We start from the raw sequence: 20,949 nt of genomic DNA, 5'->3' as shown, positions 1-20,949 counted from the left end.
GAGGGCGAGAATGTATTGATCAGGCGTCGCCCAACAAGTCGTGCGCGTTGAGGATGGTGAAGGCGATTTCGGGATTATTTTCCAGGCATTTGCGAATCGCGGCGGGCACTGCCTGACGGGTCTTCTTGCACAGGCCGGGACGGTCTTCCAGCAGGATCATGAAGCCGCGCACCGTGCGCACTTCGCGCGGGCTGGGCGTAATGTGCAGGACTACGCCGAGCTGCTTGTACAGCAGATTGCCGACGTGCTGGAGGTCTTCGTAGCTGTTGATGCGATCGATGCGTTCGATCAGCCTGCGCTCCTGTTCCTGGGTCAGCGTCAGGATGCGCAGATCGGTGTCCGCGCCGGCGTTGCTGAGCAGGTTTTCGCGATCGCACACGCACGCGCCGGGCGGGCACTCCTTGCGAATGGGGATACCTGAAAGCGACTGCATGCCAACTCCTGAATTTCGACTTTCACCAAGAACCGATTTTCACTGCCGTATTGAACTTGCATAGTATAGCGGCACTGTATACTGCACACTCTGCAACCGGCATTTGCTGCTTCCGACGCGTCCGCAGCATCATTGCCACATCATCAAGAAAGCCATCATGAGTACCCTGCCACCCTGTCCGCAATGTCAATCCGAATTCACCTACGAAGACGGCGCGCTCTACATCTGCCCCGAGTGTGCGCATGAGTGGTCGGCGCAAGCGGCAGAGGCCGCGGATGAAGCCGTCAAAGTGTGGCGCGACGCCGCCGGCAATATCCTGCAAGACGGCGATACCGTCAGCGTGATCAAGGATCTCAAACTCAAGGGCGGCGGCGGGGTGGTCAAGATCGGCACCAAGGTCAAGAACATCCGCCTGGTCGAGGGCGACCACGACATCGATTGCAAGATCGACGGTTTCGGCCAGATGGGCCTGAAGACCGAGTTTGTCAAAAAAGTCTGAACGACGAGAACAAGGAGACGCCGAATGTCCGAGATGCTGAAACTGGGTTTGATGGGTTACGGTTTTGCCGGTTCGACCTTCCACGCGCCGGTGATCGCGCACAGCGGTCGCACCGCCGTTGCCGTGATTGCAACCTCGCAGGCCGAGCGCGTCCGCACCGATTATCCCGACGCCGCCATCGTGGCGGATTTCGACGCCTTGCTCGCGCGCGAAGATATCACCTGCATCGTCATCGCCACGCCCAACGACACCCACTTCGATCTGGCCCGCCGCGCACTGAATGCCGGCAAGCACGTGGTGGTCGACAAACCGGTGACCTTGTCCGGCGCCGATGCGCAGGCACTCGCTGATTTGGCGACGCAGCGCGGCTTGCTGTTCGCGCCCTTCCACAACCGGCGCTGGGACGGCGACTTCATGACGCTGCGCGCCTTGATCGCTGACGGCAAGCTGGGGCGCGTCACGCATTACGAATCGCACTTCGACCGCTTCCGTCCGGCGATTCCAAAACGCTGGCGAGAAGAAGCAGCACATGGCGGCGGCCTGCTGTTCGACCTGGGGCCGCATCTGATCGACCAGGCGCTGGCCTTGTTCGGTACGCCGCAGTCCGTCTCGGCGACAGTGAGGCAGCAACGCGACAACGTGCAGGTGCCGGATTACGTCCATCTGCAACTGCACTATGCCGACAAGGAAGTCATCCTGCACGCCAGCGCGCTGACCGCCTTGCCGCCGCCGCGCTTCACCGTGCACGGCACGCGCGGCAGCTATGTCATCAACGGCCTCGATGTGCAGGAAGATCAGCTCAAGGCCGGCTTGCGTCCCGGCGATACCGGCTTCGGCAAGAATGCCCCCGGTCTGCTGCGCGAAGCCGACGGCGAGCACGATGCGCAGTCGGCTTACGCCACGCAGGACGGCGACTATGCCGGCTTCTATCGCGCAGTAGCGGCGACGCTGCTCGAGGGCAAGCCTTTCCCGATTGCGGCGCAGGATGCCGTCGATGTCATGCACATCATCGATCTCGCCATCCGCAGCAACGCCGAGGGACGGCGCCTGCCCTTTGCCTCCGCCTGAGACACTGTTCCCATCTGACCGATGTAAGAAGCGCCGGCGCGGTGCGACTAACCAGAACTAAAACATCATCGGTGAGGGCAGGCATGAACGAACGGCTTTGGAGTTTTTCCGGCGGCGATCACGGGCAATGGCGGGTGACGGACGTCATCGCCGTTACCGGCGAGGCGCTGGCCGTGACGGCGCAAATCGACATTGTCAACGGCGCGCCATCCCGGCCTGCCGTCTGGACCCTGCAAGGCGTTACCAGCAACGAGCGCTATGTGCAACAGGATGAAAAACAAAAACTCGTTGCCGTTCAGCAAGGCCTGGGGCGCGCGGCGTCCACGCAGGCGGCGCTGATACCCATTCGCAAAAGCGCCGCATGGTGGGCGTTGACGCAAGACGAACGTCGCGACATCCTGGAAATCCGGTCGCGCCATATCGAAATCGGCCTGCGTTACCTGCCGCCGATCGCCCGCCGGCTGCATCACTGTCGCGATCTTGCCACTGTGCAAGCCTACGATTTCCTGACCTGGTTCGAGTTCGCACCGGAGCATGCCGGCGCCTTCGACGATCTTCTCGCTGCGCTGCGCAACACGCCGGAATGGACGTATGTCGAGCGCGAAACCGAGGTGCGCCTGCAACGCAATGAAGGCCCCTGACTGCGCTGCAAATCGCCGGCTCTTATGCTGCGCGGCAATAGTGTAGCTTTCCAGACAATATATATTTTCGCCAGGTTTAAAACGCGGTAATCTGCATTCAAGCCCGGGCGAAAAGGGGTGAGGGGAAATACATCAAAACGACAGTAAGCGGGGACGATCGCCATCATGAAACAACTTTCCAACATGCGGATTTCCAGCCGCCTGATTTTCGGTTTTGCCATCGTTCTCATTCTGGCGATCATTTCCACGTCGATGGGATTGCTCAACGCCAGGCGCAATGCCGAATCGACCCGCGCCATGATGGAGATGCCGCTGGCCAAGGAACGGCTGGTCGCCGACTGGTTCGTGCTGACCTATTCGGCGATCGTGCGCACCTCGATGATCGCGCGCAGCTCCGACGCCAACCTGTCGGAGACCTTCAAGGACGCCATCGCCGCCAGCGTGGTATCCGGCAGCGGCATCATCAAGCAGATCGAGCCGCGGCTGAGCTCGGAAGATGAAAAAGCCCTGTTCAAGGAAATCATCGCCGCGCGCAACAAATACCAGGCCGCCAAGGAACTGGTCATGAATACGCGCAAGACCGGCGACGGCCCCGCCGCCGAGAAAGCTTACAAGGAAGTGTTCGAACCGGCCTCCAAGGCCTATTCGGACAAGGTCAACGCCTTGCTGTCGATGCAGCGCAAGGCCATCGACCAGATGGCGCTCGACATCGATCGCACCAATACGCGCGGCATGCAGCTGATGATGGTGCTGGGCGTACTGCTGGTGTGCATCAGCGTGGTTGCCGTGATCATCATTTCGCGCAGCATCACCACGCCCTTGAAGCGCGCGCTGCAGGTGGCCAAGATGGTCGCCGCAGGCGACCTCACCGCCAACATCGAGAAACAGGGCAAGGATGAAATCGCCGAGCTGATGCAGGCCCTGGACGAGATGAACGAAGCGCTGCGCAAGATCGTGTCGGAAGTGCAGATCGGCACCGAGTCGATCTCGACCGCCGCCAACGAAATCGCCTCCGGCAATTTCGACCTGTCCTCGCGCACGGAGCAGCAAGCCGGTTCGCTGGAAGAAACCGCCGCCTCGATCGAGCAGCTCACTTCCACCGTCAAGCAGAATGCCGAGAACGCGCGCCAGGCCAACCAGCTGGCGCAAAGCGCCTCCGATGTCGCCGTCAAAGGCAGCGGCGTGGTGTCGCAAGTGGTGGACACCATGGGCGCCATCAACGCTTCCTCGAACAAGATTGTCGACATCATCAGCGTGATCGACGGCATTGCCTTCCAGACCAACATCCTCGCGCTGAACGCTGCGGTGGAAGCGGCGCGGGCAGGCGAGCAGGGCCGCGGCTTTGCGGTGGTGGCGTCGGAAGTGCGCAGCCTGGCGCAGCGCAGCGCGGCCGCCGCCAAGGAAATCAAGACCCTCATCGGCGACTCGGTGGAAAAGGTCGGCTCCGGCAGCAAACTGGTGGAGCAGGCCGGCGCCACCATGAGCGAGATGGTGGAAAGCGTCAAACGCGTCACGCTCATCATGAGCGAAATCGCCACCGCCAGCCAGGAACAAAGCCAGGGCATCGAACAGATCAATCAGGCCGTCACCGAGATGGACAACACCACGCAGCAAAACGCTGCGCTGGTTGAGCAGGCGAGTGCGACTTCAGAACTGTTGCAGGCCCAGGCCGGCAAGCTGGCCGAAGTAGGGCGGCAGTTCAAGCTCGGGAAGGTCTGATCGGTATTGCTGCACGCTGTGGCAACAATAAAAAACGGGCGCCTGTAACAAGGCGCCCGTTTTCATATCGGCTTTGCTTCAAGCCGGAGTCTTCGTTCAGAAGGTTTCCCACTCTTCCGAACCGCCGTTGACCGGCTTTCTTGCCGGTTGCGGCGGCGGGATGAGGCGTGTTGCCGGCCGGTTCGCGCCGGCGCCAAGTGCGGCAGGGCGTTGCGGCGTAATGTTCCTGAGCGGCGCAGCGGCAGCCGCCGGCGCACGTGGCGACGATGCGGCGATCGCAACACCGTTGGCATCCAGCTTGAACACGCTGACCACCTCCGCCAGACGCGCAGCCTGATCCTGCAGCGAACCCGCAGCGGCGGCAGCCTGTTCCACCAGCGCCGCATTTTGCTGCGTCACCTGATCCATCTGCGTGATGGCATGATTGACTTCGCCGATGCCGGTGCTCTGTTCTTGCGTGGCGGCGCTGATCTCGGCCACGATGTCGCTCACGCGTTTGACGCTGCTGACGACGTCGGCCATGGTCTTGCCGGCCTGCTCCACCAGACGCGTGCCTGAGCCGACCTTGTCGACGGAGTCGCCGATGAGTGTTTTGATTTCCTTGGCGGCAGACGCCGAGCGTTGCGCCAGGCTGCGCACTTCCGACGCCACCACCGCAAAGCCGCGGCCTTGCTCGCCGGCGCGCGCGGCTTCCACTGCGGCGTTGAGCGCCAGGATGTTGGTCTGGAACGCAATGCCGTCGATCACGCTGATGATGTCGACGATGCGGCGCGAGGATTCGTTGATGGCGTCCATGGTGTCGACCACCTGTCCGACCACGGCGCCGCCTTCGACTGCAACCCTGGATGCCGACAAGGCCAGCTCATTGGCTTCGCGTGCATTGTCGGCGTTCTGCTTGACGGTGGAGGTCAGTTGTTCGACGGCGGAGGCGGTTTCTTCCAGCGAGCCGGCTTGCTGCTCGGTGCGCGACGACAGGTCGAGATTGCCGGTGGCGATTTCGGATGATGCGGTGGCGATGGTGTCGGCGCCGGAGCGGACCTCGCGCACGGTCTTGAGCAGATTCTGCGTCATGTCGTGCAGACCTTGCAGCAACTGGCCGATTTCATCCTTGCGATCCACGACGACGTGATTGCTGAGGTCGCCTGCCGCGACGGCGGCGGTCGCTTGCACGGCGCGGTGCAGCGGACGCGTGATGCCTTCGGCCAGACGCCACGAGGTCAGAATGCCCAGCAGCAGCGCCACCACGCCGACGGCGATCAGAATCATGCGACCGGAACGGTACTGGTCGTCAACGATGGCGGCATTGCGATTGATCACGTCCTTCTGGTGTGCCGCGACCGCGTTGACGCGCGCAGTGTATTCCTTCATCGCCGGGATCAGCTTGCCGTCGAGTTCGGCCAGAGCGCCGGCTTCGTCGCCGGCTTCCTTCATCTTGAAAACCTTGTTGCGCAGATCGTTGTAAACCTTGCGCTGCTCCAGCAGCGAATTGAATAATTTGCGTCCTTCATCGGACTTGATCATTTCATCGAGCTGCTTCTGGACGGCGCTGGTGCGGTCAACGGTGCCGGCGACCTGGTCCTTGAAGAATTTCTGGTGATCGGGGTTGCTGCTCTTGATCAGCGCCACGGTGCGCACGCCGTTGGCGTCGATATTGGCAGCCCATTCCGAGGCCAGCCGCTCTTTCAGCAGATCCTGGCTGATCATGCTGGCGGTGCGACTGCCGATGTCCTGCAGGCGCCATACGCCGATCACGGTCATCAACACCAGCAGGGATAACACCAGGGCAAATCCAAGCCCCAGCCGCGAACCGATGCGGATATTTTTCATGTTTGTCTCGTCCAGATATTGTTGTCGTTACCGTGCAGGGGATGCACGGGCAGTATGCATACTATGCCAGCCGGCAACATGGCAATCCGGCGAAAAGGCCGGTAAAGCGGGGCTTTATGGCGGATGAAAGCGGCCACGTCGCGTCCGGCGGCATGTTTTGTTATTGAAGAATTAATAACTGCGGCATGTTCAGGCAGGCCGGAGAAAACATACCGCCGGGAAGGTTCGTCAGAGGATGGGCATCAGGCTGCCGGTCCGCCGGCGATGCCGTTGCGGTCGTTGAGCACGACGCGATTGCGGCCCTGCGATTTGGCCAGGTACATCGCCACGTCGGCCATGCGCAGCAGGGTGTCGGTAGTCATGTTGTCATCGACCTGCACCGCCGTCACGCCGATGCTGCAGGTCACGTAGCCGAACGGCGACTCATCATGCGGGATGTGCAGGTTTTCGATGGCGCTGCGGATGTTTTCCCCCAGTTGCATGGCGTGGGTGCTGTCGCTTTCGGCGACGATGATGGAAAACTCTTCGCCGCCGTAGCGCGCCGCCAGGTCGGTGGCGCGGCGCGAGCTGGTGCGCAGGATCTGCGCCACGGTGCGCAGGCAATCGTCGCCGGCCAGGTGACCGTAGCGGTCGTTGTAGTTCTTGAAAAAGTCGACGTCCAGCATCAGCAGCGCCAGCGGTTTTTGCGACCGCACCGCACGCCGCAATTCGGTAGCCAGCGCCTCGTCGAAGCGGCGCCGGTTGGCGATGCCGGTGAGGCTGTCGGTGGCGCTCAGGGCTTCCAGTTTCTGATTGACCAGTTCCAGCTCGCGGGTGCGCGCGGCGACCTGTTCTTCCAGATGTTCGTTGTGCTGGTAGACCTTGCTGGCCATTTCGTTGAAGCGCTGCGACAGCACCGTGATCTCATCCTTGCCTTCGTAGTCCATGCGGATCAGGTAGTTGCCGGTTTTGGTTTCTTTCATCACGCCGACCAGCTGCTTGAGCGGCAGCGAAATGCTGCGCGCGATGATGAAGGACAGCGCGAACGAAACGATGAAGCACAGCACGCCGATGAAGACGATCTTGTTGCGGATCGAGCGCACTTCGGCGTTGAGCGCATTGAGCGGCGTGGTGCTCACCACCATCCAGTCGGTGTGCGGAATCGGTGCGAAGGCCGCCAGATGCTTTTTCTTGTTGTTGTCCTGGTAAGACGTGAAGTCCTTGCCGCCGTTGGCGACCGTCTGGGCAATGGCGCCTGCCAGGCCGGCTTCCACGGCATCGCTGTTGTCCTGGCTGCCGCTGACGACGATGCTGCCGTCGCGGCTGTCGATGACGAACAGCCGTGAGCCGTAGCCGAGATCGACCGAATCGAAGATGCGCGAAAAATGGGTCGGCTTGAGTCCGACGAACAAGGTGCCGGCCAGCCGGTTGTTGCCCTTGAACAGGATGTCGCGCAGCATCACCACGCTCTTCTGGCCGGCGGCGGTGCTGTAGGTGCTCCAATAGGGTTTGCCCTTCATGTCGGGCGCATCGTCGACGAAGTGGGCGACGCCGTCGCCGAGCTGCGCAAACACCTGGGCATCCATGATCCTGTGCTTGCGGTCGAGCACATACTTCTGGTTGACGTACTCGAAGGAACCGTAGTTCTCCAGCATCAGCCGCGTCATCTCGGCATGCGCGGCGGCGCGCTCGGATTCGTTGCTGCTGTAGTAGGCCGCCAGCGCGCCTTGCATGCGTCCGGACACCACCAGTTCTTCGCTGGAGGATTCGATTTTCTCGATTTGCTGCAGCATATTCTGCGCGACCTGCTTGACCACTTCGCCGGCGAAGATGCGGATCTTTTCCTGCGAGGCGTTGCTCGATTCGCGATAGGCGACGATGCCGGCAATCAGCAGCGGCACCAGCGATACCAGCACGAAGGAATTGATCAGCCGGTAGCGAATCTCGATCTTGCGCAGCAGTTTCAGCGACAGGAAATCCAGCAGGCTTCTCATGAGGGCAACTTTCCGCACGCGGCATGGCGCACCGATGGCGTGAGGTGATGTACCGATGCTGTGGTCGCAGGGAAGCAGCGCATGGCTTACTTGTTCTCCGTTCTGGCTTCATGCCGGATCGATTTCTCGAGCGCCTGGGCCGCCTGGCGCGGGGTTTTTTTACCGAACAGCACATCTTGCAGCAAGGGGTGCAGCATGTCGATGGTGTTGGTCGGCAGATACGAATAATACGGTCCGGCCGTTAGCGGCGCCTGAGCGACGTGTTCTACATAGTCGACGATTTTCTGGTCAGTGACGGTCTTGCCGCCGACGTATTTCAGCGGAGAGACGTTTTGCCGCTTGTTCTGCAGGATGGGATAACCCTTGTCGTAGATGAATTCGAGGAATTTCATCGCCGCCTTCTTGTTGCGTGTTTCGGCAACGGCGAAACCGGTCTCGCTGCCGACCACCGGGACCACGGTTTTTCCCGGCGCGTTCCAGGGCGGCACAAACGTCCCGGTTTCAAAATGATTGCCGTGCATCAACTGTCCCGACGACCATGTGCCCTGGAACGCCATGGCCGCCTTGCCCTCGGCGAACAGGCGGTTGCCTTCGTCGTAGCCGGTGCTCATGTAGCCGCGCTGGACATAGCCCTTGTCGGCGATCAACTTGATCTTGGCGAAGATGTCGACGGCGGCGTCGTTGTTCAGGTCGAGACTGCCGTCGGCGATGCGGGCCTTCCAGTCTTTCGGATGATGTGCGACCACATTGTTGGCGAAGCCGGAACTGAACGGACCGTTGGCCAGCATGTTGGGAAACGCGCCGCTCCAGACGATGGGCGTGAAGCCGGCCTTGCGCAGTGCAGCGCAGGTAGCGAGAAATTCGTCGAAGTTGCCCGGCAAGGCCGTGATGCCGGCTTTGCGGAACATGTCCTTGTTGTAATAGATCAGCGTCGCTGCGACCCCGCCCGAAATGCCGAAACGCTTGCCGTACAGCGTGGTCCAGTCGGGCTTGAGCGAATCCAGCATATTGTCCCAGGCGGCGCTGCCGCCGACGTCGGCCAGAATGCCTTGCGTCGCCAGTTCGGCGGCATAGGCGTTCGGATTGACCGAGACCAGGTCGGGCAGGTTGTTGGTGGCGACTTTGGGTTTGAGGTTTTCTTCGACCGAGTTGCCGATCATGAACTGCACGTCGACGGTGATGTCGGGATTCTCGCGATGGAAGGCATCGGCGATCTTGTGCATTTCCTCCGGCCAGTCCGGCGCCCAGATCAGCGCGGTGAGACGCGTGTGCGTCGCAGGTACGGAAGAAGCGCTGCCGGCAGACTGATCGCAGGCCGACAACAGACTGCAACTACAGAGAACGGCAATGGCGGCAAACGTGGTGAAAACACCCGAGGCTCTTTTTCTTGCTGCGTGACCCATGAATCTTTCCTGAAACCTTCCCCAATCTGGCTACTTATAAAACATTCCGCGTAGTACGGAGAAGTGTTCGTCCAGCTTTTTTTATTCAACATTCAGTGTGCCATCTTTTAGGTATTTTGCAGGTGAATGTTGAGGGTTCTGCGGAAAAATTTACGTCTTCGTTGTCGCCGCGCCATCCTTGGCCGGTATCCGGCGTGCGCTGCTTTGTCTGCCGCTGGTCCGCCGCTTATCCGCCCGCAACGCCCGCCGGAAGCTTTGTCTCCCAGACGGTATAATGGCCGGCGTCACATGCCGTTCTGCGGCGATCAATTTGCGCAAATCATTCCCTCTCTTCTGGTTCGACCGTCTTTTGCATCAGGCGGTATTTGTCATTTTTTCATGCATACAGACTCTTCGCCTTTTCAGGGCAAACGCCTTCCCGGCTGGCTGATCTTGATGGCCGCGCTGACGGCGATGGGCGCCTTGTCGATCGACATGTACCTGCCCAGTTTTTCCTTCATCGCCAAGGATCTCGGCGTGGGCAGCAACACGATTCAGCTGACGCTGTCGACCTTCCTGGTCGGGCTGGCGCTGGGGCAAATGTTTTATGGTCCGATCAGCGATCGTTTCGGCCGCAAGCCGCCGCTGTATTTCGGCATCTGTTTATATGTCCTGTCGTCGATCGGCTGCACCCTGGCGCCGAATATCGAAACGCTGCTGGTGCTGCGTTTCTTCCAGGGCCTGGGCGGCAGCTCCGGCATGGTGATCCCGCGCGCGGTGGTGCGCGACAAGATGGGCGCGGAAGGCGCCGCCCGCGCTTTCTCGATGCTGATGCTGGTGTTCGGCCTGGCGCCCATCCTCGCGCCCTTCATCGGCGGCTTGTTGCTCACCTTCTCGACCTGGCGCGCCATCTTCGCCACGCTGACCGTGTTCGGCGCCATCTGCCTGATCTGCACCCACCGCGTGATGGAAGAAACCCGCGACGCTGCCCATGTGGTGCCGCTGCACCTTGGGCGCGTGCTGCGCCAGTATCTCGACCTGTTGCGGCATCGCCAGTTCATGGCCTACGTCCTGTGTGGCGGTTTGATCCAGGCCGGTCTGTTTGCGTATATTTCCGGCGGTCCGTTTGTGATCATTGAACTGCACGGCATCAAGCCGCAGAACTTCGGCTTCGTCTTCGGCGCCAACGCCATCGGCCTGATCGCCTGTTCGCAGATCAATGCGCGTCTGGTGATCAAGCGCAGCGCCGACCGCGTACTGGGCAAGATCATCTGGATTCCGGCCATCCTGACCACCACGGTGGCGGTATTGGTCGTCTGCGGCTACGAGAGCTTGCCGCTGCTGCTGATCGGTTTCTTCGGCTTCCTGTCCTGCCACGGTTTCGTCGGCCCCAACGCCTCGGCCATCGCGCTGGCGCAGCAAGGCAAACAGGCCGGCACCGCGGCGGCGCTGATGGGCACGCTGCAATTCGGCATCGGCATGCTGTCCGGCGTCGTGATGGGCTTGTGGCACGACGGCACGGCGCTGCCGCTGGTGACCGTGATGGCGGTGTGCGGCGTCGCCGCGCTGCTGCTGTATCGCTACGTCGCGCGTCACACCATGCCGGCGGTGGCGCCTCAGGCCTGATGACACCGGCGCTGCTTAACAACTCCCTCGCAAATCTCTTCTTCTTTCTGGTCGTCCCGGCGAACGCCGGGACCCAGTGTCGCGATGACCGTCGATACGACGCTGGGTCCTGACTTTCGTCAGGACGACGGTATGTAGTGATCGCGCACTGGGCGGAAAAATCTGCACCCACTTGCGCATCGCCTCTCCTCATTTTTCATCTCCATTTTCCGTGCACGCTTTCGCACACGCGCCTGCATGAAATTCGTGCGGCGGTTTCTTTCGGAGCGTTTTTTCACCGCTCATCCGCACGCTGCGAGCCTGTGATCTTCAACGCGGCAAGCCTCGTCTCGTCTATGTAATCGACATTTTTCGAGGTAGGTGGCACATCACTTGCTATATCGATTCTTGCGGTCTGACCAGTCAGACCAAAAAAGGGAAAATCGATGAGCATGCCCAATATCGCCGCGCAGACCTTGCAACGCCAGATCCTGTCCGGGACCTACAAGACCGGCCAGATGCTGCCCGGCCAGCGCGATCTCGCCGAGTCGCTGGGCATCAGCCGCGCTTCCTTGCGCGAAGCCTTGTCGATGCTCGAAGCGCTGGGCTTCATCCGCTCCATGCCGGGCAAGGGCACGCTGGTCACCTCCGGCCGCAGCCATCCCGCCGCCAAGGAAAAAGCGAGCTCGGCCGCGCCATCGTCGGCGGAGTTGCAATCCACCTTTCAACTGCGCTACGTCATTGAACCCGACGCCGCCGCACTGGCCGCGCGCGTCACCAACACGCACACCACGCCGCGCCTGTGGAGCGTGCAGGCGCGTTTTGAAGATGCGCTCAAGACCGTGGACCTGGTCAGCGCATCGCAGGCCGACCTGGCCTTCCATCAACTGATCGCCGAGTTGTCCGGCAACCCCGGCCTGCTGCAGATTTCCCGCGATTTCGAAACCCGCATCAGCCACAGCCTGCGCCTGCCGTTCGCCGACCATTCGCGCATCTGGGAGCCAGCCGAAGAACATCGCGCCATCGCTGCGGCGATCTCCGCCGGCGACGCCGACGGCGCCCGTGCGGCGATGCAGGTGCACTTGCTGCACACCGCCGCGCGCGCCGGCATTTCCTTTTTACAGCCATGACCGTTTTGCTTCACCTCTGATTCAACCTTGATTTAAGCCTGATTCAGCTTTTGACCACAGTAAAAAACCAAGTCCTCCATCACGTCGTTCTCGTAAAGGAAGCATCAACATGAAACTGACCAAACCAAGCGCACTTACCCTGGCCTGTACACTGGCTTTCGGCCTGCTCATGAGCGCCGGCGCACACGCAGAAAAAGTCTTGCGTATCGCCATGACCGCAGGCGATATCCCGCGCACGCTGGGCCAGCCTGACCAGGGGTTTGAAGGCAACCGCTTCACCGGTATCCCGATGTACGACAGCCTGACGCAATGGGATCTGTCCAAGGCCGACAAGCCGAGCGAAGTGATTCCCGATCTGGCGGTGTCGTGGGCGGTCGACGCCAAGGACAAGACCAAGTGGATCTTCAAGCTGCGCCCGGGCGTCAAGTTCCATGACGGCTCCGCCTTCAACGCCGACGCCGTGGTGTGGAACGTCAACAAGGTGCTCGACAAGGATGCGCCCAACTTCGATCCAAGCCAGGTCGGCGTGACCGCCTCGCGCATGCCGACGCTGCGTTCGGCCAAGAAGATCGACGACCTTACTGTCGAGCTGACCACTTCCGAGCCGGATTCCTTCCTGCCGATCAACCTGACCAACCTGTTCATGGCTTCGCCGCTGCAATGGGCCAAGAAGCTGGCCGCGGTGCCGGGCTCCGTGAGCGACAAGGCCGAGCGCGCCAAGCAGGCCTGGGCCGCGTTCGCTGCCGATGCCTCCGGCACCGGCCCGTTCAAGATGATCAAGTTCGTACCGCGCGAACGTCTGGAACTGGCGAAGAACCCGGAATACTGGGACGCCAAGCGCCGTCCGCAAATCGACAAGGTGGTGATGCTGCCGCTGCCGGAAGCCAACTCGCGCACCGCCGCGCTGTTGTCCGGCCAGGTCGACTGGATCGAAGCACCGGCGCCTGATGCGCTCGACACCATAAAGGCGCGCGGCTTCAAGATCTACTCCAATCCGCAGCCGCACGTGTGGCCATGGCAGTTGTCCTTTGTGCCCGGCTCGCCGTGGCTGGACAAGCGCGTGCGCTACGCCGCCAACCTGTGCGTGAATCGTCCGGCGATGAAGCAATTGCTGGGCGGCCTGATGGGCGAAGCCACCGGCACCGTCGAGCCGGGCCATCCATGGCGCGGCAACCCGAGCTTCCATATCAAGTACGACCCGGACGGCGCGCGCAAGCTGATGACCGAAGCCGGCTATTCGGCCGCCAAGCCGCTCAAGGTCAAGGTGCAGATTTCGGCCTCCGGTTCCGGCCAGATGCAGCCGCTGCCGATGAACGAATTCATGCAGCAAAACCTGAAGGCCTGCTTCTTCGACGTGCAGTTCGACGTGATCGAGTGGAACACGCTGTACACCAACTGGCGCATCGGCGCCAAGGATCCGAGCGCGCACGGCTCGGATGCGGTGAACATCAGCTTCGCCTCGATGGATCCGTTCTTCGCGATGGTGCGTTTCGTCAGCTCCAAGGCTGCGCCGCCGGTGTCCAACAACTGGGGCTTCTACAGCAACCCGGAAGTCGACGCCATCATCGCCAAGGCGCGCACCACGTTTGACGCCAAACCGCGCGACGCCTTGCTGGCCCAGCTGCACGCCAAGATCGTCGATGAAGCGCCGTTCGTCTGGGTGGCGCACGACACCGGTCCGCGCGCCATCTCGGCCAAGGTCAAGGGCGTGGTACAGCCGCAAAGCTGGTTCATCGACATCGCCACAATGTCGATGGATTGAGTTGAGTCAGACCTGAGTTGATGTTGTGAACATTGCGTCCGGTGCTGCGAGGGCAGTGCCGGACGCAAGCAAGAGAAGCAGCTCAATACTTACTGAAGACACCCCATGATTTCCTATCTGATCCGCCGCGTGCTGTATGCCTTGCCCATCATGCTGGGTGTGGCGTTCCTGTGCTTCATGCTGGTCCATATCGCGCCGGGCGATCCGCTGGTGTCGATTCTGCCGCCGGATGCGTCCGTCGATCTGCAGAAGCAACTGATGGAACTCTACGGTTTCAATCGCAGCTATCCCGAACAATTTTTCAGCTGGGTCTGGCGTGCCGTGCACGGCGACCTCGGCAGTTCCATCGCCACCGGACGACCGGTCGCGCAAGAAGTCTTCAAGGCCGTCGGCAACACCTTCATGCTGGCCGCGCTGGCGACGCTGATCGGCTTTTTCTTCGGCTCGCTGTTCGGCTTTGTCGCCGGTTATTTCCGCAACTCCTGGGTCGACAAGATCGCCTCCTTCATCTCCGTGATCGGCGTCAGCGTGCCGCACTACTGGCTCGGCATGGTGCTGGTCATCATCTTCTCCTCGCAACTGATGTGGCTGCCCGCCACCGGCGCCGGACCTGACGGTTCGGCCGCCTGGGTGTGGGATTTCGAACACGTCAAATACCTGATCATGCCGGCGGTGACGATGTCCTTCATCCCCATGGGCATCATCGCGCGCACCGTGCGCGCGCTGGTGGCCGACATCCTGTCGCAGGAATTCGTCATCGGCCTGAGGGCGCGCGGCCTCGGCGAGTTCGGCGTGTTCCGCCACGTGGTCAAGAACTGCGCGCCGACGTCGATGGCCGTCATGGGTTTGCAGCTCGGCTATCTGCTGGGCGGTTCGATCCTGATCGAGACCGTGTTCTCCTGGCCCGGCACCGGCTTCCTGCTGAACCAGGCGATCTTCCAGCGCGACCTGCCGCTGCTGCAAGGCACGATCCTGGTGCTGGCCTTGTTTTTCGTGTCGCTGAACCTGCTGGTCGACATCCTGCAGACCGTGTTCGATCCTCGCATAGAAAGGGCCTGATCATGAGCATGCAACCCATGTCGGCGACTGCTGCCGTTTCTGCTCCCATCGTCGCTGCGCCCTACAAACGTTCGCGCGGCCACTGGGCCAATGTCGCCGCGCGCATCGTGCGCAATCCGCTGGCGATGATCGCCGCCGCGATCCTGTTGGTGCTGATCGCCATCGCCGTGTTCGCGCCTTGGATCATGCCGGCCGATCCCTTCGCCACCTCGATGTTCACGCGCCTGAAACCGATCGGCACGCCCGATCATCTGTTCGGCACCGACGAGCTGGGCCGCGACCTGCTGTCGCGCCTGATGCTGGGCGGCCGCCTGTCGCTGTTCATGGGCATCACACCGGTGCTGATGGCCTTCGTGATCGGCAGCGGCATCGGCATCCTGGCCGGCTATGCGGGCGGTTTCATCAACACCGCGATCATGCGCACCATCGACGTGCTGTACGCCTTCCCGTCGGTGTTGCTGGCGATCGCCTTGTCGGGCGCGCTCGGCGCCGGCATCGTCAACGCGCTGACCTCGCTGACCATCGTCTTCATCCCGCAGATTGCACGCATCGCCGAGAGTGTCACCACGCAGGTGCGCCGCAGCGATTACGTCGACGCGGCGCGGGCCTCGGGCGCGAGTGCGTTCACCATCGTGCGCGCTCATGTGCTGGGCAACGTGCTCGGACCGATCTTCGTGTATTCGACCAGCCTGATTTCGGTCTCGATGATCCTGGCCTCGGGCTTGTCCTTCCTCGGCCTCGGCGTCAAGCCGCCGGAGCCGGAATGGGGCCTGATGCTCAACACCCTGCGTACGGCGATCTACACGCAACCCTGGGTGGCGGCCTTGCCTGGCGCCTTCATTTTCATCACATCGATTTCGTTCAACATGTTGTCCGACGGTTTGCGTTCGGCGATGGAGGTCAAGCAATGACAGACGAACGCGATATCGGCGGACCGCGCCAGCCCCTGCTGCAGGTGCGCAATCTGCTCAAGCATTTTCCGCTGAAGGGCAAGGGCTTGCCCTTCGCCTCGCCGCGTACCGCCGTCCGCGCGGTGGATGGCGTCAACTTCGACATCCTCAAGGGCGAGACGCTGGGCGTGGTCGGCGAGTCCGGCTGCGGCAAGTCGACCACCGCACGCGTGCTGATGCAGCTGATCAGCCAGGATAGCGGCGAGCTGGTGTTCGACGGTGAAACCGTCGGTTCGCGCGCCTTGCCGCTGCGCCAGTTCCGCCGCCAGACGCAGATGGTGTTTCAGGACAGCTATTCCTCGCTCAATCCGCGCATGACCATCGAAGACTCGATCGCCTTCGCGCCGACCGTGCACGGCCTGCCGTCGCGTGAAGCGATCACGCGCGCACGCGATCTGCTGGCGCGCGTCGGCTTGCAGCCGGAGCGTTTCGCCGGGCGCTATCCACACGAGCTGTCCGGCGGCCAACGCCAGCGCGTCAACATCGCGCGCGCCCTGGCGCTGGAGCCGCGCCTGGTGATCCTCGACGAAGCGGTGTCGGCGCTCGACAAATCGGTGGAAGCGCAGGTGCTCAATCTGCTGCTCGACCTCAAGCAAGAGTTTGGCTTGACCTACCTGTTCATCAGCCACGACCTCAACGTCGTGCGCTTCATCTCCGACCGCGTGCTGGTGATGTATCTCGGGCAAGTGGTGGAAATCGGCTCGTCCGACCAGGTGTTCGACCAGCCCAAGCATCCCTACACGCGCGCGCTGCTCAAATCGATGCCCAGCATGGATCCGCTGCAGCGCACGCTGGAAGCGCCGCTGGCAGGCGATCCGCCGAACCCCATCAATCCGCCGAGCGGTTGCCGCTTTCACACGCGCTGCGCCTATGCCCAGCCGGTATGCAGTCAACGTGCACCGGTATTCGCCAGCGATGATACGGGGCATGGCGTCTCCTGCCTGCGCTATGAAGCCGATACCGCATCCTTGTTTTCCGCTACCGGCGAGGTGAGCTATGCATGACATGATTTCCCTGCGCGATCTGCAGGTGCAGTTCTTCGCGCCGAAGAAACTGATCCGCGCCGTCAACGGCGTCAACCTCACCGTCGGCCAGGGTGAAGTGGTGGCCCTGATCGGAGAGTCCGGCTCGGGCAAGAGCGTGACGTTGCGCTCCATCATGCGCCTGCATTCGGAACGCTCGACCCGCATCAGCGGCGGGCTGGAGGTCGACGGCAAGGACGTGCTGAAGATGTCGCAGCGCGAACTGGCGGCCTTGCGCGGCGACACGGTGGCGATGATCTTCCAGGAGCCTTTGCTGGCGCTCGATCCGGTCTACACCGTCGGCGCACAAATCGTCGAAGCGATCCGCCGCCACAAGAAAGTATCGAAAGCCGAAGCGCACAAGCAGGCGCTGAGCCTGTTCGAAAAAGTCCGCATCCCGAGCCCGGAACGCCGTCTCGACGCCTATCCGCACGAAATGTCCGGCGGCATGCGCCAGCGCGCGATGATTGCGCTGGCCTTGTCCTGCTCGCCCAAGGTGTTGCTGGCGGACGAACCGACCACCGCGCTCGACGCCACCGTGCAGATCCAGATCCTGCTGTTGCTGCGCGATCTGCAAAAGGAACTCGGCCTGTCCATCGTCTTCGTCACGCATGACATCGGCGCCGCCGCCGAAGTGGCCGATCGCATCGCCGTCATGTACGCCGGCAAGATCATCGAGCAAGGCCCGGCGGCGGAGTTGCTGACGCGGCCGCGCCATCCCTATACCTTGTCGCTGCTCAAGAGCCGCAGCCATGGCGCCATGCAAAAAGGCCAGCGCCTGGAAACGATCGGCGGCGCACCGCCGGACCTGAGCAACCTGCCGGCCGGCTGCGCCTTTGCCGAACGCTGCAAATACGCCGTCGCCGAATGCCGCAGCGTGCAGCCGCGCGAAGAGACGCTCTCTCCCGGCCATGTCGTGAGCTGTCTGCGCGTGCACCAGATTGCCGACGCGAATGCAGCGACCAGTGTGGCCAGTGTGCCGGCAGATTGAACCTGTCGGGAATGCTCAACTCTATCCATCATCTTTTTTACGTCTGAAAGAATCGTCCATGTCCGCCGACGCATCCGCAACTCAGTCAGTCTCCGCCTCTGTCTCTGCAGCTCGCTGTTTCGTTCCCTATCCTGCGTCTGCCGCAACGGCGATCTCGTCGGGTCCGTTGTCAGGCATCCGTCTGGCGGTGAAAGACATCTTCGACGTTGCCGGTTTTCCGACCGGCTGCGGCAATCCGCACATGCTGGCGATGTCCGGTGTGAAGACGGCATCGGCGCCGTCGGTGGTGGCGCTGGCGCAGGCGGGCGCCAAATTCGTCGGCAAGACTTATACCGACGAACTGGCGTTTTCGATGAACGGCAAGAATGCCCATTTCGGCACGCCGCGCAACGGCGGCGCGCCTGACCGGATTCCAGGCGGCTCCAGCTCGGGGTCGGCCTCCGCGGTGTCCAACGGGCTGGCGGATGTTGCACTCGGCACCGATACCGGCGGTTCCGTACGTGCTCCCGCCAGCCACTGCGGGCTGATCGGCCTGCGCCCGACGCATGCGCGCGTGAGCCTCAAGGGCTGCATGGATCTGGCGCCGTCCTTCGATACCTGCGGCTGGTTCGCGCGCGACATCGACAGCTTCTCGCGCGTGGGCGAAGTGCTGCTGCGCGAAGACAGCTGCCTGCTGCCCGACGGTGCGCCGGCTATGCCGCAGGTGCTGGTGGCGGCCGACGTACTGGCCTTGCTGGAGCCGCGCGTGCAGGCGGTCTTCATGCAGACGCTGGAATGCCTGGCCGGCATCATCGGCACGCCCCTGCCGGTCAAGACCGCGACGCCTTCGTTCGACGCCTTGTACTGGTCGTTTCGTTATATCCAGGGTTACGAAGCCTGGCAAAGCCACGGCGAAACCATCGTCCGCCACGACCTGCAACTCGGCCCCGGCGTGGCCGAACGTTTCGCCTGGTCGAGTCAGATCACGCCGCAGCAGATGGAAGAGCACAGCAGCGTGCGCGACCGCTTCCGCGAAGATTTCCTGCGCCTGCTCGGCAGCGATCGGGTGATCGTCTTGCCGACCATGCCCGACATTGCGCCGCTGCTGAGCGAGTCGGAGCAAGTGCTGGAAAACTACCGCAACCAGGCCGTGCGCATGCTGTGCCTGGCCGGCCTGTCGGGTTGCCCGCAGATTTCGCTGCCGCTGATGACGCTCGACGGCGCGCCGTTCGGCTTCTCCATCATCGGCCCGCAGGGCAGCGATCAGGCCTTGATCCGTTTGTCGAGAAAGCTCATCGATGAACTCGCCTGACTCGCCGGCATCGGCGACAACAGCCGCAAGCAAAGTCATCGTCGCGCAGGCGCTGACGCCGGCGGCGTTCGCGCCATTCGGCGATGTCATTGCTCCAGAAAAGATGCAGTCCGATGTGTCGGCCAGCAGCACGCCGATCAATGAAGGCACCGCACAGCGTTTCGACGACCTGACGCAGCTCGACGTGAGCGAGCAGGGCGGCGAGGCTTGCGTGGCGATCTTTCGCACCCGCGACGGCACCCACGTCGCGCCCTACGCCTTGACCATGTTCGAGCGCCATCTGCTGGGCAGCCAGAGTTTCGTGCCGATGGGGCAGGGGCGTGTGCTGGTGGTGGTGACGCAAGGCGCCGATGCGCCGGATGAAGACGCCATCCAGGCTTTCATTGTCGAACCCGGCCAGGGTGTCACGCTCAGGCGCGGCGTCTGGCACCATCCGATGATCACTATCGGCGGCGCGGATGTGTTCGTGATCGAGCGCCGCGCGGCGCAGGTGGATTGTGAGATTCAACGTATCCGGGGGAGCTTCATCGTCACGCTTTGATCCGATGCGCTCCCGGCCCTGCCAGCCGGAAAAGAGGAATCCTGAGATAATGTCGTTGCTGCCGCGAAACTTTCCAGAGTTTTCGCGGCGCTTTCATTTTTGTCATTCCACTTTTCCTACTTTCAGGTCGCCATGTTTTACGCGATAAGCTGTTTTCTCCTGTGGGGGCTGTTCCCGCTTTATTTCAAATTGCTGCAGGATGTCGGCTCCTTCGACATCGTGCTCCAGCGCATTTTCTGGTCGCTGCTGTTTCTCATCGTCGTGCTGAGCTGGAAGCGCCAGTGGGCCTGGCTCGGCGAAGTCGTACGCAAGCCGCGTGTGCTGCTGGGATTCCTGATCAGCGCCTTGCTGTTGTCGGGCAACTGGGTGTTGTATGTGTGGGCGGTCAACAGCGACCGCATCGTCGACGCCAGCCTCGGCTATTTCATGAGTCCGCTGATCAGCGTGCTGCTGGGCTATGTCATCCTCAAGGAAAAATTGCGTCCCTTGCAATGGCTGGCGGTGTTCATGGCGCTGGGCGCGGTGCTGTGGCTGACGTGGATGAACGGCGCCTTGCCGTGGATCGGGCTGACCATCGCCGCCACCTTCGGCATCTACGGCCTGCTGCGCAAGATCGCGCATCTCGGCGCGCTGGAAGGCCTGGCGCTGGAAACCATCCTGCTCTCGCCGCTGGTGCTGGTGGTGCTCGCGGTATCGGCGCTGCACGGCAAGGGTAGCGGAGGCTTCCTGCAGGCCTCGCTGCCGTCGCAGATCCTGCTGGCGCTATCGGGCCCGGTGACGGCGATTCCCTTGCTGATGTTCGCCCGCGCGGCTCGCCGGATTCCCTTGTCGCTGCTGGGTTTGCTGCAATATATTTCGCCCACGATGCAGCTGCTGACCGGGGTTTTCATCTATGACGAACCCTTCGACGGGCCGCGTCTGACCGGATTCATGGTGATTTGGAGCGCGCTGGCTGTATACTCTCTGGAAGGACTGTGGCGCTTGTGGTCTGCGAAGACCCGTCCGGCCAGCATCTAGCTGAGGCTAGCCCGGCAAGCGTCCGCCCAGTCGTCCCAA

18 protein-coding genes are annotated in these 20,949 nt (G+C 62.0%); 14 read left to right on the top strand and 4 right to left on the bottom strand.

Translation table 11 applies throughout. From position 1 onward, the window contains the following. Positions 1 to 19: 19 nt before the first annotated feature. On the bottom strand, positions 20 to 433 hold the full coding sequence (locus AKL25_RS19590; protein ID WP_050479395.1) for a hypothetical protein: 414 nt from the start codon (positions 431 to 433) through the stop codon (positions 20 to 22). Positions 434 to 590: 157 nt separating this feature from the next. Here AKL25_RS19590 and AKL25_RS19585 point away from each other — a divergent pair, with 157 nt between their 5' ends. From AKL25_RS19585 to AKL25_RS19570, 4 genes are all read left to right on the top strand, one after another. Then, complete coding sequence (locus tag AKL25_RS19585; protein WP_050479418.1) at positions 591 to 932, top strand: zinc ribbon domain-containing protein YjdM; 342 nt, start codon at positions 591 to 593, stop codon at positions 930 to 932. A 24-nt stretch (positions 933 to 956) separates the two neighbouring features. Continuing rightward, positions 957 to 2,000 (top strand): oxidoreductase, encoded by a 1,044-nt coding sequence (locus AKL25_RS19580; RefSeq protein ID WP_050479394.1) that lies wholly within the window; start codon positions 957 to 959, stop codon positions 1,998 to 2,000. Between the two features lie 83 nt (positions 2,001 to 2,083). After that, the gene (locus AKL25_RS19575; RefSeq protein WP_050479393.1) at positions 2,084 to 2,641 is read left to right on the top strand and encodes a chlorite dismutase family protein; all 558 of its coding nucleotides are present in this window, start codon (positions 2,084 to 2,086) and stop codon (positions 2,639 to 2,641) included. A 165-nt stretch (positions 2,642 to 2,806) separates the two neighbouring features. Continuing rightward, positions 2,807 to 4,360: a methyl-accepting chemotaxis protein gene (locus AKL25_RS19570; protein WP_050479392.1), complete on the top strand. Its 1,554-nt coding sequence runs from the start codon at positions 2,807 to 2,809 to the stop codon at positions 4,358 to 4,360. Between the two features lie 96 nt (positions 4,361 to 4,456). On the opposite strand, the gene AKL25_RS19565 is transcribed toward AKL25_RS19570, so the two are convergent. The 3 genes from AKL25_RS19565 to AKL25_RS19555 form a co-directional block, all read right to left on the bottom strand. Continuing rightward, positions 4,457 to 6,187: a methyl-accepting chemotaxis protein gene (locus tag AKL25_RS19565; RefSeq protein WP_050479391.1), complete on the bottom strand. Its 1,731-nt coding sequence runs from the start codon at positions 6,185 to 6,187 to the stop codon at positions 4,457 to 4,459. A gap of 242 nt (positions 6,188 to 6,429) precedes the next feature. Next, entirely contained in the window at positions 6,430 to 8,160 is a 1,731-nt protein-coding gene (locus tag AKL25_RS19560) for a sensor domain-containing diguanylate cyclase (protein ID WP_050479390.1), read from the bottom strand. An 86-nt stretch (positions 8,161 to 8,246) separates the two neighbouring features. After that, positions 8,247 to 9,563: an ABC transporter substrate-binding protein gene (locus tag AKL25_RS19555; RefSeq protein ID WP_083444802.1), complete on the bottom strand. Its 1,317-nt coding sequence runs from the start codon at positions 9,561 to 9,563 to the stop codon at positions 8,247 to 8,249. 378 nt (positions 9,564 to 9,941) lie between these two features. On the opposite strand from AKL25_RS19555, the gene AKL25_RS19550 reads away from it, so the two are divergent. From AKL25_RS19550 to rarD, 10 genes are all read left to right on the top strand, one after another. After that, positions 9,942 to 11,168: a Bcr/CflA family multidrug efflux MFS transporter gene (locus tag AKL25_RS19550; protein ID WP_050479388.1), complete on the top strand. Its 1,227-nt coding sequence runs from the start codon at positions 9,942 to 9,944 to the stop codon at positions 11,166 to 11,168. 425 nt (positions 11,169 to 11,593) lie between these two features. Beyond that, positions 11,594 to 12,277 carry a FadR/GntR family transcriptional regulator gene (locus AKL25_RS19545; protein ID WP_050479387.1) on the top strand — a complete coding sequence of 228 codons (684 nt, stop codon included), beginning with the start codon at positions 11,594 to 11,596 and terminating at the stop codon, positions 12,275 to 12,277. A 109-nt stretch (positions 12,278 to 12,386) separates the two neighbouring features. After that, a complete protein-coding gene (locus tag AKL25_RS19540) occupies positions 12,387 to 14,039 on the top strand; it encodes an ABC transporter substrate-binding protein (RefSeq protein WP_050479386.1) in 1,653 nt (550 codons plus the stop codon). A gap of 105 nt (positions 14,040 to 14,144) precedes the next feature. Continuing rightward, complete coding sequence (locus tag AKL25_RS19535; protein WP_050479385.1) at positions 14,145 to 15,098, top strand: ABC transporter permease; 954 nt, start codon at positions 14,145 to 14,147, stop codon at positions 15,096 to 15,098. 17 nt (positions 15,099 to 15,115) lie between these two features. After that, a complete protein-coding gene (locus tag AKL25_RS19530; RefSeq protein ID WP_050479417.1) occupies positions 15,116 to 16,009 on the top strand; it encodes an ABC transporter permease in 894 nt (297 codons plus the stop codon). Beyond that, positions 16,006 to 17,052, top strand: coding sequence for an ABC transporter ATP-binding protein (locus tag AKL25_RS19525; protein WP_050479384.1), 1,047 nt, complete (start codon positions 16,006 to 16,008; stop codon positions 17,050 to 17,052). The genes AKL25_RS19530 and AKL25_RS19525 overlap by 4 nt, the downstream gene beginning before the upstream one ends. Continuing rightward, positions 17,045 to 18,061, top strand: coding sequence for an ABC transporter ATP-binding protein (locus AKL25_RS19520; RefSeq protein ID WP_050479383.1), 1,017 nt, complete (start codon positions 17,045 to 17,047; stop codon positions 18,059 to 18,061). Before AKL25_RS19525 ends, AKL25_RS19520 begins: the two co-directional genes overlap by 8 nt. A 58-nt stretch (positions 18,062 to 18,119) precedes the next feature. Next, the gene (locus AKL25_RS19515) at positions 18,120 to 19,352 is read left to right on the top strand and encodes an amidase (RefSeq protein ID WP_050479382.1); all 1,233 of its coding nucleotides are present in this window, start codon (positions 18,120 to 18,122) and stop codon (positions 19,350 to 19,352) included. After that, positions 19,339 to 19,893 carry an ureidoglycolate lyase gene (locus tag AKL25_RS19510; protein ID WP_050479381.1) on the top strand — a complete coding sequence of 185 codons (555 nt, stop codon included), beginning with the start codon at positions 19,339 to 19,341 and terminating at the stop codon, positions 19,891 to 19,893. Before AKL25_RS19515 ends, AKL25_RS19510 begins: the two co-directional genes overlap by 14 nt. A 132-nt stretch (positions 19,894 to 20,025) precedes the next feature. After that, positions 20,026 to 20,910, top strand: coding sequence for an EamA family transporter RarD (gene rarD, locus AKL25_RS19505; protein WP_050479380.1), 885 nt, complete (start codon positions 20,026 to 20,028; stop codon positions 20,908 to 20,910). The last annotated feature ends 39 nt before the right edge of the window (positions 20,911 to 20,949 follow it).

Origin of the sequence: Herbaspirillum rhizosphaerae, assembly GCF_001189965.1 — a bacterium.
GTDB lineage: Bacteria > Pseudomonadota > Gammaproteobacteria > Burkholderiales > Burkholderiaceae_D > Herbaspirillum > Herbaspirillum rhizosphaerae.
This window is presented reverse-complemented; position numbering and strand designations above follow the sequence as displayed.

Bases quoted from the DNA above. Each gene is read 5' to 3' on its own strand.
- AKL25_RS19580 (WP_050479394.1), top strand. From the start codon at position 957: ATGTCCGAGATGCTGAAACTGGGTTTGATGGGTTACGGTTTTGCCGGT.
- AKL25_RS19565 (WP_050479391.1), bottom strand. From the start codon at position 6,187: ATGAAAAATATCCGCATCGGTTCGCGGCTGGGGCTTGGATTTGCCCTG.
- AKL25_RS19550 (WP_050479388.1), top strand. From the start codon at position 9,942: ATGCATACAGACTCTTCGCCTTTTCAGGGCAAACGCCTTCCCGGCTGG.
- AKL25_RS19515 (WP_050479382.1), top strand. From the start codon at position 18,120: ATGTCCGCCGACGCATCCGCAACTCAGTCAGTCTCCGCCTCTGTCTCT.
- AKL25_RS19590 (WP_050479395.1), bottom strand. From the start codon at position 433: ATGCAGTCGCTTTCAGGTATCCCCATTCGCAAGGAGTGCCCGCCCGGC.
- AKL25_RS19545 (WP_050479387.1), top strand. From the start codon at position 11,594: ATGAGCATGCCCAATATCGCCGCGCAGACCTTGCAACGCCAGATCCTG.
- AKL25_RS19525 (WP_050479384.1), top strand. From the start codon at position 16,006: ATGACAGACGAACGCGATATCGGCGGACCGCGCCAGCCCCTGCTGCAG.
- AKL25_RS19530 (WP_050479417.1), top strand. From the start codon at position 15,116: ATGTCGGCGACTGCTGCCGTTTCTGCTCCCATCGTCGCTGCGCCCTAC.
- AKL25_RS19585 (WP_050479418.1), top strand. From the start codon at position 591: ATGAGTACCCTGCCACCCTGTCCGCAATGTCAATCCGAATTCACCTAC.
- AKL25_RS19540 (WP_050479386.1), top strand. From the start codon at position 12,387: ATGAAACTGACCAAACCAAGCGCACTTACCCTGGCCTGTACACTGGCT.
- AKL25_RS19560 (WP_050479390.1), bottom strand. From the start codon at position 8,160: ATGAGAAGCCTGCTGGATTTCCTGTCGCTGAAACTGCTGCGCAAGATC.
- AKL25_RS19555 (WP_083444802.1), bottom strand. From the start codon at position 9,563: ATGGGTCACGCAGCAAGAAAAAGAGCCTCGGGTGTTTTCACCACGTTT.
- AKL25_RS19535 (WP_050479385.1), top strand. From the start codon at position 14,145: ATGATTTCCTATCTGATCCGCCGCGTGCTGTATGCCTTGCCCATCATG.
- AKL25_RS19520 (WP_050479383.1), top strand. From the start codon at position 17,045: ATGCATGACATGATTTCCCTGCGCGATCTGCAGGTGCAGTTCTTCGCG.
- rarD (WP_050479380.1), top strand. From the start codon at position 20,026: ATGTTTTACGCGATAAGCTGTTTTCTCCTGTGGGGGCTGTTCCCGCTT.
- AKL25_RS19570 (WP_050479392.1), top strand. From the start codon at position 2,807: ATGAAACAACTTTCCAACATGCGGATTTCCAGCCGCCTGATTTTCGGT.
- AKL25_RS19575 (WP_050479393.1), top strand. From the start codon at position 2,084: ATGAACGAACGGCTTTGGAGTTTTTCCGGCGGCGATCACGGGCAATGG.
- AKL25_RS19510 (WP_050479381.1), top strand. From the start codon at position 19,339: ATGAACTCGCCTGACTCGCCGGCATCGGCGACAACAGCCGCAAGCAAA.